This is a genomic window from Streptomyces sp. NPDC085932 (assembly GCF_044540525.1).
Taxonomy (GTDB): domain Bacteria; phylum Actinomycetota; class Actinomycetes; order Streptomycetales; family Streptomycetaceae; genus Streptomyces; species Streptomyces levis.
Genome location: NZ_JBITSJ010000002.1, coordinates 736,083 through 750,913, shown reverse-complemented (window position 1 = coordinate 750,913; position 14,831 = coordinate 736,083). Strand labels below are relative to the sequence as shown.

The 14,831-nt window shown below is 72.0% G+C and carries 13 protein-coding genes; 9 read left to right on the top strand and 4 right to left on the bottom strand.

All coding sequences use genetic code 11. The features are described from left to right. The first annotated feature begins 48 nt into the window (after positions 1–48). Both ACIGAQ_RS12535 and ACIGAQ_RS12530 read left to right on the top strand, forming a co-directional pair. Entirely contained in the window at positions 49–630 is a 582-nt protein-coding gene (locus tag ACIGAQ_RS12535; RefSeq protein WP_311685062.1) for a TetR family transcriptional regulator, read from the top strand. A gap of 146 nt (positions 631–776) precedes the next feature. After that, complete coding sequence (locus ACIGAQ_RS12530) at positions 777–2,021, top strand: pyroglutamyl peptidase (protein ID WP_399781907.1); 1,245 nt, start codon at positions 777–779, stop codon at positions 2,019–2,021. On the opposite strand, the gene ACIGAQ_RS12525 is transcribed toward ACIGAQ_RS12530, so the two are convergent. Next, positions 2,005–2,799, bottom strand: a complete 795-nt coding sequence (locus ACIGAQ_RS12525) for an EI24 domain-containing protein (protein ID WP_399781904.1) — start codon at positions 2,797–2,799, stop codon at positions 2,005–2,007. The genes ACIGAQ_RS12530 and ACIGAQ_RS12525 overlap by 17 nt on opposite strands. Positions 2,800–2,996: 197 nt before the next feature. On the opposite strand from ACIGAQ_RS12525, the gene ACIGAQ_RS12520 reads away from it, so the two are divergent. Together ACIGAQ_RS12520 and ACIGAQ_RS12515 are read left to right on the top strand one after the other, a co-directional pair. After that, positions 2,997–5,582: a M14 family zinc carboxypeptidase gene (locus ACIGAQ_RS12520; protein WP_399781901.1), complete on the top strand. Its 2,586-nt coding sequence runs from the start codon at positions 2,997–2,999 to the stop codon at positions 5,580–5,582. Continuing rightward, positions 5,579–6,724, top strand: a complete 1,146-nt coding sequence (locus ACIGAQ_RS12515; protein ID WP_311685066.1) for a serine hydrolase domain-containing protein — start codon at positions 5,579–5,581, stop codon at positions 6,722–6,724. Before ACIGAQ_RS12520 ends, ACIGAQ_RS12515 begins: the two co-directional genes overlap by 4 nt. 66 nt (positions 6,725–6,790) lie before the next feature. Here ACIGAQ_RS12515 and ACIGAQ_RS12510 read toward each other — a convergent pair whose 3' ends face one another. Further along, the gene (locus ACIGAQ_RS12510; RefSeq protein ID WP_311685068.1) at positions 6,791–7,210 is read right to left on the bottom strand and encodes an organic hydroperoxide resistance protein; all 420 of its coding nucleotides are present in this window, start codon (positions 7,208–7,210) and stop codon (positions 6,791–6,793) included. Between the two features lie 105 nt (positions 7,211–7,315). Next, entirely contained in the window at positions 7,316–8,338 is a 1,023-nt protein-coding gene (locus ACIGAQ_RS12505; protein ID WP_362274360.1) for an NADP-dependent oxidoreductase, read from the bottom strand. Between the two features lie 113 nt (positions 8,339–8,451). Between ACIGAQ_RS12505 and ACIGAQ_RS12500 the strand changes: the two genes are divergently transcribed. Further along, on the top strand, positions 8,452–8,904 hold the full coding sequence (locus tag ACIGAQ_RS12500) for a MarR family transcriptional regulator (RefSeq protein ID WP_311685070.1): 453 nt from the start codon (positions 8,452–8,454) through the stop codon (positions 8,902–8,904). 297 nt (positions 8,905–9,201) lie between these two features. Here the strand turns inward: ACIGAQ_RS12500 and ACIGAQ_RS12495 are convergent, their stop codons facing one another. Next, the gene (locus ACIGAQ_RS12495; protein WP_399781895.1) at positions 9,202–9,993 is read right to left on the bottom strand and encodes a hypothetical protein; all 792 of its coding nucleotides are present in this window, start codon (positions 9,991–9,993) and stop codon (positions 9,202–9,204) included. 255 nt (positions 9,994–10,248) lie between these two features. Here ACIGAQ_RS12495 and ACIGAQ_RS12490 point away from each other — a divergent pair, with 255 nt between their 5' ends. The 4 genes from ACIGAQ_RS12490 (at position 10,249) to chvE (ending at position 14,813) form a co-directional block, all read left to right on the top strand. Next, positions 10,249–11,412, top strand: a complete 1,164-nt coding sequence (locus ACIGAQ_RS12490; protein ID WP_311685072.1) for a mandelate racemase/muconate lactonizing enzyme family protein — start codon at positions 10,249–10,251, stop codon at positions 11,410–11,412. A 61-nt stretch (positions 11,413–11,473) separates the two neighbouring features. Further along, positions 11,474–12,478, top strand: a complete 1,005-nt coding sequence (locus ACIGAQ_RS12485) for a zinc-binding dehydrogenase (protein ID WP_399781892.1) — start codon at positions 11,474–11,476, stop codon at positions 12,476–12,478. Between the two features lie 111 nt (positions 12,479–12,589). Next, a complete protein-coding gene (locus tag ACIGAQ_RS12480) occupies positions 12,590–13,558 on the top strand; it encodes a hypothetical protein (RefSeq protein ID WP_311685074.1) in 969 nt (322 codons plus the stop codon). A gap of 142 nt (positions 13,559–13,700) precedes the next feature. Further along, complete coding sequence (chvE, locus tag ACIGAQ_RS12475; RefSeq protein ID WP_399781887.1) at positions 13,701–14,813, top strand: multiple monosaccharide ABC transporter substrate-binding protein; 1,113 nt, start codon at positions 13,701–13,703, stop codon at positions 14,811–14,813. Positions 14,814–14,831 lie beyond the last annotated feature (18 nt).

The window sequence follows — 14,831 nt, the reverse complement described above, 5'->3', positions numbered from 1 at the left end:
GTGGGACGGTAGGTTTCGTTATATTCCCGTGACATTCGGTGGGGTGGCATGTCGTACGGTGACGCCATGACGGCCAGGACGAGGAGCGAGGAGCGGCGTGCGGAGATCGTGCGGGCCGCGCTGGAGGTGATCGCCGAGCGCGGTTACCGGGGAGCGAGCCTGGCGGCGGTCGCCGAGCGGGTCGGGCTCACCCAGCAAGGGCTGCTGCACCACTTCCCCACCAAGGAGGCGCTGCTCGTCGCGGTCCTTCAGGAGCGGGACCGCTGGGACGCGATGCCCGCCGGCCGGCTGCGCCTGGACCTGCTGGCCTCGCTCGTCGAGTACAACGCGATGCGGCCCGCCATCATCCAGACCTTCTCGGCGCTGCTCGGCGAGAGCGTCACCGAAGGGCATCCGGCCCGCGCCTACTTCACCGAGCGCTACGTCGGAGTGCGCGCGGGCATGGCGGAGGTGCTGCGCGCCGAGTACGGCGACCGCCTGCCGAGCGGCCTCACGCCCGAGCGGGCCGCCCCGCTCCTGGTGGCGATCCTCGACGGCCTGCAGTACCAGTGGCTGCTGGATCCGGAGTCGGTGGACATGGCGTCGGCGTTCCGGGACTTCCTGACGCTGCTGGGCGAGGGCGACGGCTGAGCCGAGCGGGCCGGTTCCCGGAGCGCCGCGGCAGACGGCGGCGCGGATCACCGGCCGAGCCCCATGGCGTGGACCACTGTCGTCACGCGATACTTCCGCCGTCCGGCACCACGCTTCCCCCACCGTGACGGAAGGGCTCAACCCCCTTGAACTCCATACGCGTTCGCCTCGGCGTCCTCGGCCTCGCCCTGCTGACCGGCCTCACCGTTCCCCCTTCCGCGAGCGCCGCCGAGGCGGCCCCCGCCCCCACCGTCGAGGAGCAGCGGCTCGACCGGGCCGCCCCGCAGGAGATCCTGCGCCGCTCCGGCTTCGACGCCGTGGCCCCGCGCCTGGCCCGGGCGCTCGACACGGCCCGCACCTACGGGGAGGCGCGCCGGGCCGTCTCCCGCGAGGGGGCACAGCTGTGGCGGCGGGCCGTGGACCGGGCGCAGGGGCGCGGCCCCGCGGGCGGCGACCTGAGCCGGGACGACGACCGGCCGCTGTACTGGGCGCGGCTCGGCATGACCCGCGAAGTGCGCACCTGGCAGCCCGAGTTCGCGCTGATCGACGCGCAGCGGAGCGCGCTGCTGGACGAACTGGAGCGCACCTCGCGCGGTCAGACGGCCATCGCCTATCCGCACGGCAAGGGCCTGAAGCGGATCCTGCTCACCGGCTTCGACCCGTTCACCCTGGACCGGGACATCCGTATCTCCAACCCGTCCGGCGCCACCGCGCTCGCCCTCGACGGCACGGTCGTCGAGACCGCGGACGGGCCGGCCCGGATCGAGACGGCCGTGTTCCCGGTGCGCTGGCGGGACTTCACGGAGGGCACCGTGGAGCGGGCCCTGCGGCCCCACCTGAAGAAGGTCGACCTGTTCACGACCGTGAGCCAGGGCCGCGTCGGGCGGTTCGACATCGAGCGGACGAACGGGGCCTGGCGGGGCGGCTTCGGGGACAACGAGAACGTCGGCCGCACCGAGACCGTCCCGGTCACGGACCCGGCCTCGCAGCCCCAGTGGACCACGACCACGCTGCCGTACGCGGCGATCGTCGCCGCCTCCACCGGCCGCTTCCCCGTGTACGACAACACGAGCGTGACCGAGATCCCGGCGGGCGGCACCCAGCCCGTCGTGCGCCCCGAGGGGCCGACCCCCGGCTCGACCGCGCGCGCGGGCGGCGGCGGGGACTACCTGTCCAACGAGATCGCCTACCGGGCGACGCTGCTGCGCGACCGGCTGGGCCTGCACGATGTCCTGCCGGGCGGGCACGTGCACACGCCGGTACTGCAGTTCGGCGCCGGGAACACCACCGAGGTCACCGACCCGGAGTTCGTGCGCAACCGGCTGGACATCATCGCGCAGGTGAGGACCATCCTGAAGGTGGCCACGGAAGCGGCTACCGAAGCGCCTTGACCGCCTGGCCGCCACCCTCGTCGCTCTCCCGGATCTCCTCGCCCAGCAGCTCCCGCGCCATGAGGGTGGCGCCGGCCACCGCGCCCGGCATCAGGAACACCGCGACGAACGGCACCAGGAAGGACACGGCCAGGGGCGTGCCGAAGCCCCAGACCAGGGTCCTGCGGGAGCGCAGCAGCCTGAGGCGGGTGCGCAGTTCGACCCCACGGCGCTGGAGGGCGACGGAGGTCAGTTCCTCGGTGAGGAAGAACCCGGTGACGAAGAACCCGATCACCGGCACGGCCGTCTGCCCGACGACCGGGATGAAGCCGCAGGCGAACAGCAGCACACCCCACAGCGCGGCCCGCACGACGATCCGCAGGCTGTCACGGGCGGAGATCCACAGCTCCCGCCAGAGCGGCAGCCCCGACTCGGGGGCGTGCCCGTCCGGGGACACGTCCCGGTCGACCTTCTCGGAGAGGTTCTCGTAGAAGGGCTGCCCGATCAGCAGCGTCACCGCGGTGAACGTCACGACGGCGAGGAGCACGGCGAGGGCGAACAGCACGGCGGTCAGGAAACCGCGGAAGAGCCCGGGCCACGGGCCCGGCCAGTCGTCGGCGAAGGGCGTCGACCAGGCGACGGCGTCCTCGCCCCACACGCCCAGCGCGACGAGCACCCCCGCGTACAGCACCAGGGTGATCAGGCCCGGGAGCAGCCCGAAGCCGTACTGCCTGCCGTGCCGGGCCACCCATCGCTGGCCCTTGAGCAAGTACCGGAATCCCGTCCCCAGATCGCGCATGGGACGACCCTATCCGGGACCGTGTCGCGCCCTTGACGCGCTCCGGTCACACCGCTGTCACAGGCCGCCCGGGCCGGCACGGCCCACGCCGGCGAGGCCGTCCGGGGCGCGGGGGACACCAACGCGCCCTTGTTGCCGTTGAGTCGAACCGGTACACCTCGCCGTACCGATCTCAGGAAGCCCCACAGGAGGTACGCGTGCGCACCACGAGAACCGTTCCTGCGAGACCTGCGCTGATCGTCACACTCGCCCTCGCCACGGCGGGTTCGCTGCTGCTCGCCCCCGGCACCGCGGGCGCCGCCCCCGAGCCCGTCACCCGCGAGGGCGCCCCCGTCGACGACCGGGCGGCCCGGGCTCCCGAGAGCGCGACGCTGCGGGCCCTGACCGCGCCCGAGAGGCCATCGACCGAGACCTCCGCTGCGAAGGACGCCCGGGGCTACCCCCGCCGCCAGGTGCTCTCCCCGGACCCGGAGAACCCCGGCGACAAGTCCCTGAGGCTGGGGCTCGTCCCGTACCACGGGATCGCCCCGAGGCTGAACGCCCTGCAGCGCCTCGGCGACCGGGTGAGCGTGGAGGTGGCGGGCCGCTCGGCCGGGGGCCACCGTCTCTACCTGGTCACCGTCACCGCCCCGGAGACCGCCCGCGAGGCCCGCGCCCAGGAGCGGATGCGCGAACTCATCGAGCACGCGCCCGCCACGGCCGCCAGGTCCCCCGAGATCAAGCGCTCCTACAAGACGCCGGTCTTCGTCAACAGCAACATCCACGGCAACGAGTGGGAGGGCACGGACGCCTCGCTGAAGGTCATCGAGGAGCTCGCGACCGCGCGGGACGCCAGCACGAGGGACCTGCTCGCGCACAGCCGCCTGTACTTCAACATCACGGCCAACCCGGACGGCCGCGTGGCCGGCACCCGCGCCAACGCGGGCGGCTTCGACCTCAACCGCGACTTCGTCACCGCCTCCCAGCCCGAGACCCGCGCCATGCGGCGGATCCAGCTCGACACCCAGCCGGCCGTCCTGCTCGACCTGCACGGTTACGTCAACGGCACCCTCATCGAGCCGACCACTCCCCCGCACGGCGAGAACTACGAGTACGACCTCTTCCTGAAGAACACCTACGCCAACGCCCTCGGCATGGAGTCCGCCGTCAACGCGCTCGGCTACACGCCCGCGAAGGACGGCGTGGAACCGGCCCAGATCCCCTTCCGCGACCAGGAGGAGGGCTGGGACGACTGGCCGCCGATCTTCACCCCGCAGTACGCGGCCTTCCACGGCACGGTCGCCGCCCACACCGTGGAGATCCCGCTGGCGGTGAACAACGAGGAGTACGACGAACTGCCCGTGGCGGAGCTGCGCCGCCGCGCGGCGGTCAACACGGCCGTGGCGGGCGCGGCCGTCCGCGCGACCCTGGACCACGTCCGTCAGCGGCGCGCGACGCTGATCGCCGACCAGATCGAGGTGTTCCGCCGCGGTGCGGCCGGCGCCCCACAGGTGCCGGTGTCCCCGCGGTCGGTCCCCGGCGTGCCCGGCATCGGCCCGGAGGACGTCTACACGACCGCCTTCCCGCGCGCGTACGTCATCCCGCCCGGCGCCTCCCGTGCCCAGCGCTCCGCCCCGGCCGCCGCGCGGCTGGTCGACCACCTCCTCGCCAACGACGTCCGCGTCACCCGGGCCACCCGCGCCTTCCGCCTCGCCGGACGCACGTACCCGGCCGGCTCGTACGTCGTCGACATGCACCAGCCCAAGCGCGGCATGGCGAACGCGCTGCTGGCCGACGGCCGGGACATCAGCGACAAGGTGTCGGTGATGTACGACATCTCCGGCTGGAGCCTGGGCCGGCTGTGGGGCGCCACGGTCGAGCCGGTGACCTCGGGCAGCCTGCGGGGCGCGCCCCTGCGCCCGGTCACCGAGGCGGCCCCGGTCGCCCGGGTGCCCGCGCACGGCAACCTCCGCCTGCGTCTGGGCGACCCGCGCGAGATCGCGGCTCTCAACTCCCTCCTCGGCAGCGGCGTCACCGTGCGCGAGGCTCCGGACGGCAGCGCGATCGTCCCCGCCTCGGCCCGCCGCGCGGCGCTCACCGCCGCGCGGACGCACGACGTCTCCTTCGTGGCCACCCGGCTCACCGGCACCACCCCGGTGCACCGCCCGCGTGTCGCCGCCGCCGTCACGCCGGGTGAGCTGTTCGCCCTGCGGGAGATGGGCTTCGACGTCACACCGGTGTCGACGGCCGTGCTGAACGCGGGCTTCGACTGGTCCGGCACGGACGTGCTGTTCGTCTCCGCGGGCCTGGACCGCGCCCGGCTGACGGAGACCGCACGCGGCGCCCTGGACGCCTTCCTGGACGGTCACGGTCTGGTCGGCCGGGGCGCGACGGGTGCGGCCCTGAACGCGGCGGCGGGCCGGCTGAACGTCACGCCGGTGGCGGGCAACGGAGACGCGAACGGCGTGGTGCGGGTGACCAACCCGGGCCCGCTGACCCGGGGCGCACCGGACCACACCTTCGTCTACGCCCCGCTGTGGTTCACCGGCCTGGGCGCCGGGGTGCGCGTCGAGCAGGCGTACGCGTCCGGGAACCCGCTGGTCTCCGGCCACTGGCGGCCGCTGCGTGACGGCTCCGGCGGCCCGGCCGTGGCGGCCGGACGGGCCGCGGTCGTCAGCGGTGACCGGACGGTCCTGTTCGGCACGGAACCACTCTTCCGGGGGCACCCCAAGGGGGAATTCGCCCAGGTGGCGAGGGCATTGATCACAGTGGCACACAGCGGTTCGGTTGAGGAGAGCGGATGACGCAGGAGATCCACGGCACCGTGGCGGACGGCTTCGAGGACGTACGCGAGGAGTTCGCCGCGTTCGTGGCCGGGGAACGGCCCGACTACGAGGGCCAGCTGTGCGCCTACGTCCACGGGCGCAAGGTCGTCGACCTGTGGGCGGGTACCGAAGCGGACGCCCTCTACGGCGTCTTCTCCTCGACCAAGGGCGCCGCGTACCTGGTCGTGGCGCTCCTCGTCCAGGACGGCACGCTCGAACTGGACCGCAAGGTGACGTACTACTGGCCGGAGTTCGCGGCCGAGGGCAAGGGGGCGCTGACCCTGCGCGATCTGCTCGCGCACCGGGCGGGCGTGGTCGGCACGGACACCGGCTTCACGCTCGCGGAGCTGGCGGACGACCGCCAGCTCGCCGAACGCCTCGCGGACCAGCGGCCGTTCTGGCGTCCCGGCACGGCGTTCGGCTACCACGCGCTGGTCAGCGGCGCCCTGGTCGGCGAGGTGGTGCGCCGGGCCACGGGCCGCACGCTCCAGGAGGTCTACCAGGAGCGGATCCGGACGCCCTACGCCCTGGACTTCCACCTGGGCCTGCCCGCTCCGCTGGAGCCCCGCTTCCGCACCACGCAGCCGATGGCCCCGACACCGCGGCAGCAGGCCCTGCTGGACGCCGTGCCGACGGGCCCGCACACGCTCGCCTCGATCGCCTTCAACGGCAACGCGGCGGAGCCGGCCGACCTGGCCTCGCTGCCCAACATGCCGCTGGTGCGCGCCAAGGGCCCGGCGTCGGTGGGCGGAGTGGCGTCCGCGCGCGGCCTGGCCGGGATGTACGCGGCGGCGATCAGCGAGGTGGGCGACCGGGCGCCGCTGCTCAAGCCGGACACGGTGGCGGAGTTCGGCCAGTTCCACTCGGTCGGCTACGACCTGGTGGCCCGGGCCCACAAGTCGTTCGGACTGGGTTTCCAGACGACCGCTGACACGTGGCACCCGTTTCTCGGCGCCGGGACGATCGGGCACAGCGGCGCGAGCGGTTCCCAGGCCTTCGCGGACCCCTGGAGCGGCCTGGCGTACGGCTACACGCGCCGCCGGTTCGCCTTCCCGGGCGGGGCGGCACCGGAGAACGACCGGCTGGCGCGGGCGGTCCACCGGGCCGCTCTCGCCGCCTGAGCCGGGCACGGGCGGAGGCCGCACCCCACGTCCGGGGGTGCGGCCTCCGCACGGGCAACGAGGTCGTCAGACCAGCGTCACGGTGATGTTCCCGCGCGTCGCCTTCGAGTACGGGCAGACCTCGTGCGCCTTCTCGATCAGCGAGCGGGCGGTGCCCCGGTCGACCCCGGGGAGGTCGGCCGCTATCTCGACGATGATCCCGAACCCCTCCCCGTTCCTGCCGAGGCCGACCTTCGCGGTCACGGTCGAACCGGTGAGGTCGGCACCCTCCTGACGGGCGACGACACCGAGCGCGCCCTGGAAGCAGGCGCTGTACCCGGCGGCGAAGAGCTGCTCCGGGTTGGTGCCGGCGCCGCTCCCGCCCATCTCCTTCGGCGGGTTGACGACGACGTCGAGCTTGCCGTCGTCGGTGGCCACCCGCCCGTCGCGCCCGTTCTCGGCGGTGGCCACGGCGGTGTACAGGACGTCGGACTGCTGGATCGGCATGCGGTTGTGTTCCTTCGGTCGTCCGCCGCGGCTCGCGCCCGGGCCGGACGGATTCGGAAAGAAGTTACCGCATGCCGGAAGTGCAGCAAAGGGCGGCGGGAGCCGTCAGAGCTTGACGATCATCTTCCCGGTGTTGTCGCCGCGCAGGACCCCGAGGAACGCCTCCAGGTTGTTCTCGATGCCCTCGACGACCGTCTCGCGGTACTTCAGCTCACCCGAGGCGACCCAGGGGGCGACCTCCTGCACGAACTGCGGCTGCAGGTCGTAGTGGTCGCCGACCAGGAAGCCCTCGATGCGGCCGCGGGTCTGGATGAGGCGGGCGAGGTTCCTCGGGCCCGGGGCGGGCTCGGTGTTGTTGTAGACGGAGATCATGCCGCAGACCGCGATCCGGCCGCCCTGGTTGAGGGAGCCGATGGCGGCCTCCAGGTGATCGCCGCCCACGTTGTCGAAGTAGACGTCGATGCCGTCGGGGGCGGCGGCGCGCAGCTGCTCGCTCACGGGGCCGTCCTTGTAGTTGAAGGCGGCGTCGAAGCCGTACTCCTCCACGAGGAGCTTCACCTTCTCGTCCGAGCCGGCGGATCCGACGACCCGCGAGGCGCCCTTGAGCCTGGCGATCTGCCCGACCTGGCCGCCCACGGCACCGGCGGCGCCGGAGACGAAGACGGAGTCGCCCTCCTTGAAGGAGGCGGTGCGCAGCAGGCCCGCGTAGGCGGTGAGGCCGGTCATGCCCAGCACACCCAGGTACGCCGAGAGCGGCGCGGCCTGCGGGTCCACCTTCACGGCGTTCTTCGCGGCCACGACGGCGTACTCGCGCCAGCCGAGGAAGTGCAGCACGTGGTCGCCGACGGAGATCCCCTCGGCGTTGGAGGCGACCACCTCGCCGACGGCACCGCCCTGCATGACCTTGCCCAGCTCGAACGGGGCGACGTAGGACTTCGCCGCGCTCATCCGGCCGCGCATGTACGGGTCCACGGAGAGGTACGCGTTCCGGACGAGGACCTGGCCCTCACCGGGCTGCGGGACCTCCGCCTCGACCAGGGCGAAGTCCTCGGGCTTCGGCCAGCCGACGGGGCGGCTGAGCAGGTGCCACTCGCGGCTGACGGCGGGGAGGGTGGGCGTGTCGGTCATGGTGCGCCTTTCCTTCGGACTCGGGCGGTTGCTTCCGGCAGATGTTTCACCACCTGAAACAACCATGCTCCTGAATATTTCAGGTTGTCAAACAACCGGGTACCCTCGATGGCATGGCCTCCACCACACCGACCTCCCAGGGCATGACGAACCGCCGTCCCGATCCGCTGACGCTCGAAGTCGTGGAGCTCATCGGCGAGGTCGTGGCGCGGTTCCACGAGGACTACGAGTCGGCGGCGGCGGAGCACGCGCTGACGGGGGCGCAGGCCCGGCTGCTGAGCCTGCTGTGCCTGGAGCCGCTGCCGATGCGGAGGCTGGCGCAGCGGCTGAAGTGCGAGCCGTCGAACGTGACCGGGATCGTCGACCGGCTGGAGGCTCGGGGGCTGGTGGAGCGGCAGCCGGATCCCGGGGACCGGCGGGTGAAGGTGGCCGCGGCGACGGAGGAGGGGCGGCGGGTGGCGCGGAGCCTGCGGGAGTCACTGCGGTTCGCGCGGGAGCCGTTGGCGGGGTTGTCGGAGGAGGAGCGGCTCGCTCTGCGGGACGCACTGCGGGGGATGCTGGGCTGAGACTGGCCCGGTGCGCCACCCGGCATCCCGAGGTGCTCGGCGTCGGCACCGGGGGCGGGTGGGTGCGCAACCCGGCACGGCGGGATACCGCTGCGACCACCCGTGCCGCCCCTGGCGGCACGCATGCCCGCAGCTGAGCGGACCCCTCCTCGCCGACGCGCGGAAGGGGCCGTGTCGGGGGGGCCGCCCGCAGCGGTCGGCGTGCCGACGCCCGTCAGTCGGTGAAGAGGTCCATCGCGCCGTTCCGAGGACGGACACGCCCCTGCGCGGCCCCGGCCCCTCGCCCACCGTCAGGTGCTACGTGCACCACCACAGGAACCGGTCGCACGTCTCCGACGGGGACGGTTCCGGGTCCGGTGGGCGGGTCGTCGGGCCCGAGGTCGGGGTCGGCGCCGGGGCCGGTGCCGTGGCCGTCGGGGCCGTGGGCGGGCGGCTGGGGGACGTGCCCGCCGGGGCCGATGCCGGGTCCTTCGACGTCTCGTCCCCGTCCGGCGTCTTCGACTTCTCGTCCGTCGGGGAAGCGGAGGGCGACGAGGAGTCGGATGCCGTGGGAGAGGGGCTCGCTGACGAGTCCTCAGGTACGCCGTCCCCACCGGGACCGGCCCCCGGCTCCCCCGCCTCGACCTCCACCGCCTCGCCGTCCGCCGACTCCCCGCCGGCTGCCGCGGGCTTCGGCGCCGGCTTCTGCGCGTCCATGCCCAGTTCGGCCAGGCTCAGCCCGCCCGCCGCCAGCACGAATCCGGCCGCGATGAACAGGGTCCGGCGCCGCCGCCGGCGGTGCGCCGCGGCCTTGCGGTCGCGTCGGCTCGACCCGCCCGGGCCGTCACCGGCCGGACCCTGTCCGCGCCCTCGCCCGCGTCGGCGCGCGGCACGCCCCGAGAGCTCACCGTCGCCCTCGTCGTCGGCATGGACGCCGGGATCGGCCCCGTCGGCGGTGTCGTCCGCAGGGCCGTCGGCGCCGGGGCCGGCGCCGTCGTCGTACACGCCGTGCCCCGGCTCGCGCCGACGCAGCGATTCCGCTGAAGTGCCGCATCCGGGGCAGGCCAGCGCGCCGTTGAGGTGCCGTCGGCACGGGTCGCAGTAGTCCATGACGCGGGAAGATTAAGTTCCGCGCCGGTCACGTTCCTAGATCCAGCTGTGAAGGTTCTGTAGGGACACACCCCGCTCGTGGTTTCGAAACTGTCGAAACCGTTATGCGCGCGACCCATTGACACCCCCGCCGCCCGGTCCTTACTGTCACGCCAGCATTTCGAACGTGTGCCGAAATATCGAACGTGACGTTACGGCGCACAGACGGAACACTGACGTGAAACCGAGCCGACGAACCTGCGAGGGACAACCGCCGTGCGCATCACCGGAATCAGCACACACGTGGTCGGGACGCCGTGGCGCAACCTGACGTACGTCCAGGTGCACACCGACGAGGGCATCACCGGAGTCGGCGAGACCCGGATGCTGGGACACACCGACGCCCTGCTCGGTTACCTGAGAGAGGCTGAGGCCAACCACATTCTCGGCTCCGACCCGTTCGCTGTCGAGGACCTCGTCAAGCGCATGAAGTACGGCGACTACGGCCGTGCGGGCGAGATCGTGATGTCCGGTATCGCCGTGATCGAGATGGCCTGCTGGGACATCAAGGGCAAGGCCCTGGGCGTCCCCGTCTGGCAGCTGCTGGGCGGCAAGGTCACCGACAAGGTCAAGGCGTACGCCAACGGCTGGTACACCACCGAGCGGACGCCGGAGGCCTACCACAAGGCCGCTCAGGGCGTCATGGAGCGCGGCTACCGTGCACTGAAGATCGACCCCTTCGGCACCGGCCACTTCGAGCTGGACCACAAGGACACCCTGTACGCGGTCTCCCTGATCGAGGCGGTCCGGGACGCCATCGGCCCCGAGGCCGAGCTGATGCTGGAGATGCACGGCCGCTTCTCCCCGGCCACGGCCGTGCGCCTGGCCAGGGAGCTGGCGCCGTTCAACCCGGCGTGGCTGGAGGAGCCGGTCCCGCCGGAGAACCTCAAGGCGCTGGAGAAGGTCGCCGCGAAGGTCGACATGCCGGTCGCCACCGGCGAGCGCATCCACGACCGGATCGAGTTCCGGGAGCTGTTCGAGAACCAGGCCGTCGACATCATCCAGCCGGACGTCGGCCACATCGGTGGAATCTGGGAGACCCGGAAGCTCGCCGCGACCGCCGAGACCCACTACATGCTGGTCGCCCCGCACAACGTGGGCGGCTCGGTGCTGACCGCCGCCTCCCTCCAGGTCGGGTTCACCTCCCCGAACTTCAAGATCCTGGAGCACTTCAACGACTTCGCGGACGCGGAGATCAAGAAGGTGGTCAAGGGCGCCCCGCAGGTGAACCCGGAGGACGGCTGCTTCCACCTCTCCGACGCCCCGGGCCTCGGTGTGGAGCTGGACGTGGACGCCGCCGCCGAGTTCCCGCAGCAGCAGGCCCGCTTCGACCTCTGGGCGGAGGGCTGGGAGCAGCGCAAGCCCAAGGGCACCCAGTGACCGTGCGACCCCCGGAAACCCGGAACCGGCCACCGAAACCTTCGAAAACCGGAGGAGCCACGTGAGCACCGCGGTTGTGATCGACGCCCCGGGCGAGCACCGTCTCGTCCCGCACGAGCCCCGGCTGCCCGGGGCCGGCGAGGCCCTGGTGCGCGTGCACGCCTCCGGCATCTGTGGCAGCGACCGCGAGGTGTACCAGGGCAACCGCCCCGAGGGCTATGTGCGCTATCCGCTCACCCCGGGCCACGAGTGGTCCGGGACGGTGGAGGCCGTGGGCGCGGACGTCCCCGCCTCCCTGGTCGGCCGGAAGGTCGTCGGTGAGGGCTTCCGCAACTGCCAGGTCTGCGACCGCTGCCACGCGGGCGACACGACCCTGTGCGCGGCCGGGTACGAGGAGACCGGGTTCACCCAGCCGGGCGCGATGGCGGCCACCCTGACCCTCCCGGCCCGTCTGCTGCACGTACTGCCGGACGGCTGCGACCTCACGGCCGCGGCGCTGCTGGAGCCCGCCGCGTGCATCGCGGCCGCCGCGCTGAAGGCGAACGCGCGGCCCGGCGAGAGGGTCGCCGTGGTCGGCACGGGCACGCTCGGCATGTTCGCCGTGCAGTTCCTGAGGGCGAACTCGCCCGCGGAGTTGCTGGTCGTCGGCACCCGCCGGGACCGTGAGGCGCTGGCGCGGCAGTACGGCGCGACGGACTTCCGGACCAAGGACCAGCAGCTCCCGGACGACGTCGACGTGGTGATCGAGACGGCCGGGTCCGCGGACGCCGCCCGGCTCTCCGCCGCACTGCTCAGGCGCGGGGGCCGGCTGGTCCTGACGGGCATCCCGGCCCCGGGCGCCGAGGGCCTCGACCCGACCGACCTGGTCGTACGGCAGCTGGAGGTGCACACCGTCTTCGGCGCTCCGCCGGACGCCTGGGCGCACACCGTGCGGGTGTTCGCCGCCGGGCTGCTCGACCCGCTGCCGCTGGTGACGCACGAGCTGCCGCTCGCCGAGTTCCCGCAGGCCATCGAGCTGGTGGGCGCCGGCGATCCGAAGGTGGGCAAGGTGCTGCTCCGCCCGTAGCCGTACGCCGGTACGGGGGCGACCTGACGGCCCCCGTACCGGCGTACACCCAGCCGTGCCGTACCCAGAGCCGCGAACCTCGTCCGAAATATCGAACCGAAGGACATTCCTGTGACCGACGCTTCCGCCCCGGCCGCCCGCAGGCCCGGTGAGCAGGCGCTCACCGCGCTGGGCCTGAACGCGCCCGCCCTCGACCCCGCCGACGCGTCGCCGCACTCCTTCCCCGGCGGCGGCCGCTGGCGCACGGAGATCCCCTCGTGCGAGGGTCCCGAGGCGCTGGCCGTGGTGCTGAAGGAGGCCTCGCGGCTGGACGTGCCGATCCACCGGATCAGCCAGGGCAGCGGTGTGTGGATGCTGACCGACGCCGAGATCACCGAGATGGTGGAGGCGACGGCCGAACGCGACATCGAGCTCTGCCTGTTCACCGGCCCGCGCGGCACGTGGGACATCGGCGGGTCCACGCGCACCGACTCGCGGGGTGCCGGACTGCGCGCCCGCGGCCACGACGCCGTCGCCGGATGCGTCGAAGACGCCGTCCGGGCCACGGAGTTGGGCGTCAAGTGCCTGCTCGTCGCCGACGAGGGCGTGCTGTGGACGCTGCACCGGGCCCGCATGTCCGGCATTCTCCCGGCCGACACCACGCTCAAGGTGAGCGCGCTGATCGGCCCCGTCAACCCGGCGGCGTACGCCGTCCACGAGCGCCTCGGCGCCGACTCGGTGAACGTCCCGAGCGACCTGACGCTCGATCACCTCACCGAGATCCGCCGGGTGTCCGCCGCCCCCATGGACATGTACATCGAGGCCCCCGACGATCTCGGCGGCTACGTCCGGATGTACGAGGTCGCCGAGCTGATCCGGCGCGGCGCACCGCTCTACCTGAAGTTCGGCCTGTCGAAGGCGCCCGGGATCTACCCCTACGGGCACCACATGCGCGAGCTGACCCTGGCCACCGCCAAGGAACGCGTGCGGCGCGGCCGGCTCGCCCTGGACCTCCTGGCCCGCCACGGGGCCGACGGCGACATGGCGCCGCTGGGCTCACGGCTGCCGGGTGATCTGCAACGGTTCGAAATCTCGTCATAACGTTCCGGAAACTCGTCTTACAAAAGACGACACAGCCGACCACAATCCCACACATCTCTTCTCGGTCTTTCCGGCACGACCACCCGGAGCGACTTTCGCGCCTCCCAGACCGAGCCCTGCACACAGATCAAGGATGATGATCATGCGTAACCGCAGAGCCGCCTTCGCCGCCATAGCCGGAGCCGCGTCCCTCGCCCTGACCCTGACCGCCTGCGGGCAGAACAGCGAGGGCGGCAGCGAGGAGAGCGGGGACAGCGCCAAGGGCGCCACCATCGGCATCGCGATGCCGACCAAGTCCTCCGAGCGCTGGATCGCCGACGGCAAGAACGTCGTCACGGAACTGGAGTCCAAGGGCTACAAGACCAAGCTGGTCTACGGCGAGGACGACCCCGACCAGCAGGTCTCGCAGGTCGAGAACCTGATCACGCAGGGCGTCAAGGCGCTGATCATCGCCGCCATCGACAACAAGTCGATGAACAACGTGCTCCAGCAGGCCAAGGACGCGAACATCCCGGTCATCTCCTACGACCGCCTGATGCTCGGGTCGCAGAACGTCGACTACTACGCGTCGTTCGACAACGAGAAGGTCGGCGAGCTCCAGGGCACCTACATCGTCGAGAAGCTCGGCCTGAAGGACGGCAGCAAGAAGGGCCCCTTCAACATCGAGCTGTTCGCCGGCTCCAACGACGACAACAACACCCGCTACTTCTTCGGCGGCGCGATGAAGGTCCTGCAGCCCTACATCGACAAGAAGCAGCTCGTCGTCCGCTCCGGCCAGACCGAGCTCAACCAGGTCACCACCCTGCGCTGGGACGGCGGCACCGCCCAGAAGCGCATGGACGACATCCTGACCTCGGCCTACAAGAGCCAGCGCGTCGACGCCGTCCTCTCCCCCTACGACGGCATCTCCATCGGCATCCTGTCGGCCCTGAAGTCCGACGACTACGGCTCCAAGAGCAAGCCGCTGCCGGTCGTCACGGGCCAGGACGCCGAGGTCGCCTCGGTGAAGTCGATCATCGCCGACCAGCAGTCGATGACCGTCTACAAGGACCTCCGCAAGCTCGCCAAGGTGTCCTCGAACATGGTCGACGCGCTGCTCAACAAGAAGAAGCCCGAGGTCAACGACACCAAGACCTACGACAACGGCGCGAAGGTCGTCCCGGCCTACCTGCTGGAGCCGGTCGCCGTCGACAAGGGCAACTACCAGAAGGAGCTCGTCGACTCCGGCTACCTCAAGGAGAGCGACCTCAAGTAAGCCCCGCCACCCACCGAC

Excerpts from the sequence above, each read along its gene's own strand:
- ACIGAQ_RS12525 (WP_399781904.1), bottom strand. The coding sequence starts at position 2,799 with ATGCGCGATCTGGGGACGGGATTCCGGTACTTGCTCAAGGGCCAGCGA.
- ACIGAQ_RS12510 (WP_311685068.1), bottom strand. The coding sequence starts at position 7,210 with ATGCCGATCCAGCAGTCCGACGTCCTGTACACCGCCGTGGCCACCGCC.
- ACIGAQ_RS12500 (WP_311685070.1), top strand. The coding sequence starts at position 8,452 with ATGGCCTCCACCACACCGACCTCCCAGGGCATGACGAACCGCCGTCCC.
- ACIGAQ_RS12535 (WP_311685062.1), top strand. The coding sequence starts at position 49 with ATGTCGTACGGTGACGCCATGACGGCCAGGACGAGGAGCGAGGAGCGG.
- ACIGAQ_RS12495 (WP_399781895.1), bottom strand. The coding sequence starts at position 9,993 with ATGGACTACTGCGACCCGTGCCGACGGCACCTCAACGGCGCGCTGGCC.
- ACIGAQ_RS12505 (WP_362274360.1), bottom strand. The coding sequence starts at position 8,338 with ATGACCGACACGCCCACCCTCCCCGCCGTCAGCCGCGAGTGGCACCTG.
- ACIGAQ_RS12515 (WP_311685066.1), top strand. The coding sequence starts at position 5,579 with ATGACGCAGGAGATCCACGGCACCGTGGCGGACGGCTTCGAGGACGTA.
- chvE (WP_399781887.1), top strand. The coding sequence starts at position 13,701 with ATGCGTAACCGCAGAGCCGCCTTCGCCGCCATAGCCGGAGCCGCGTCC.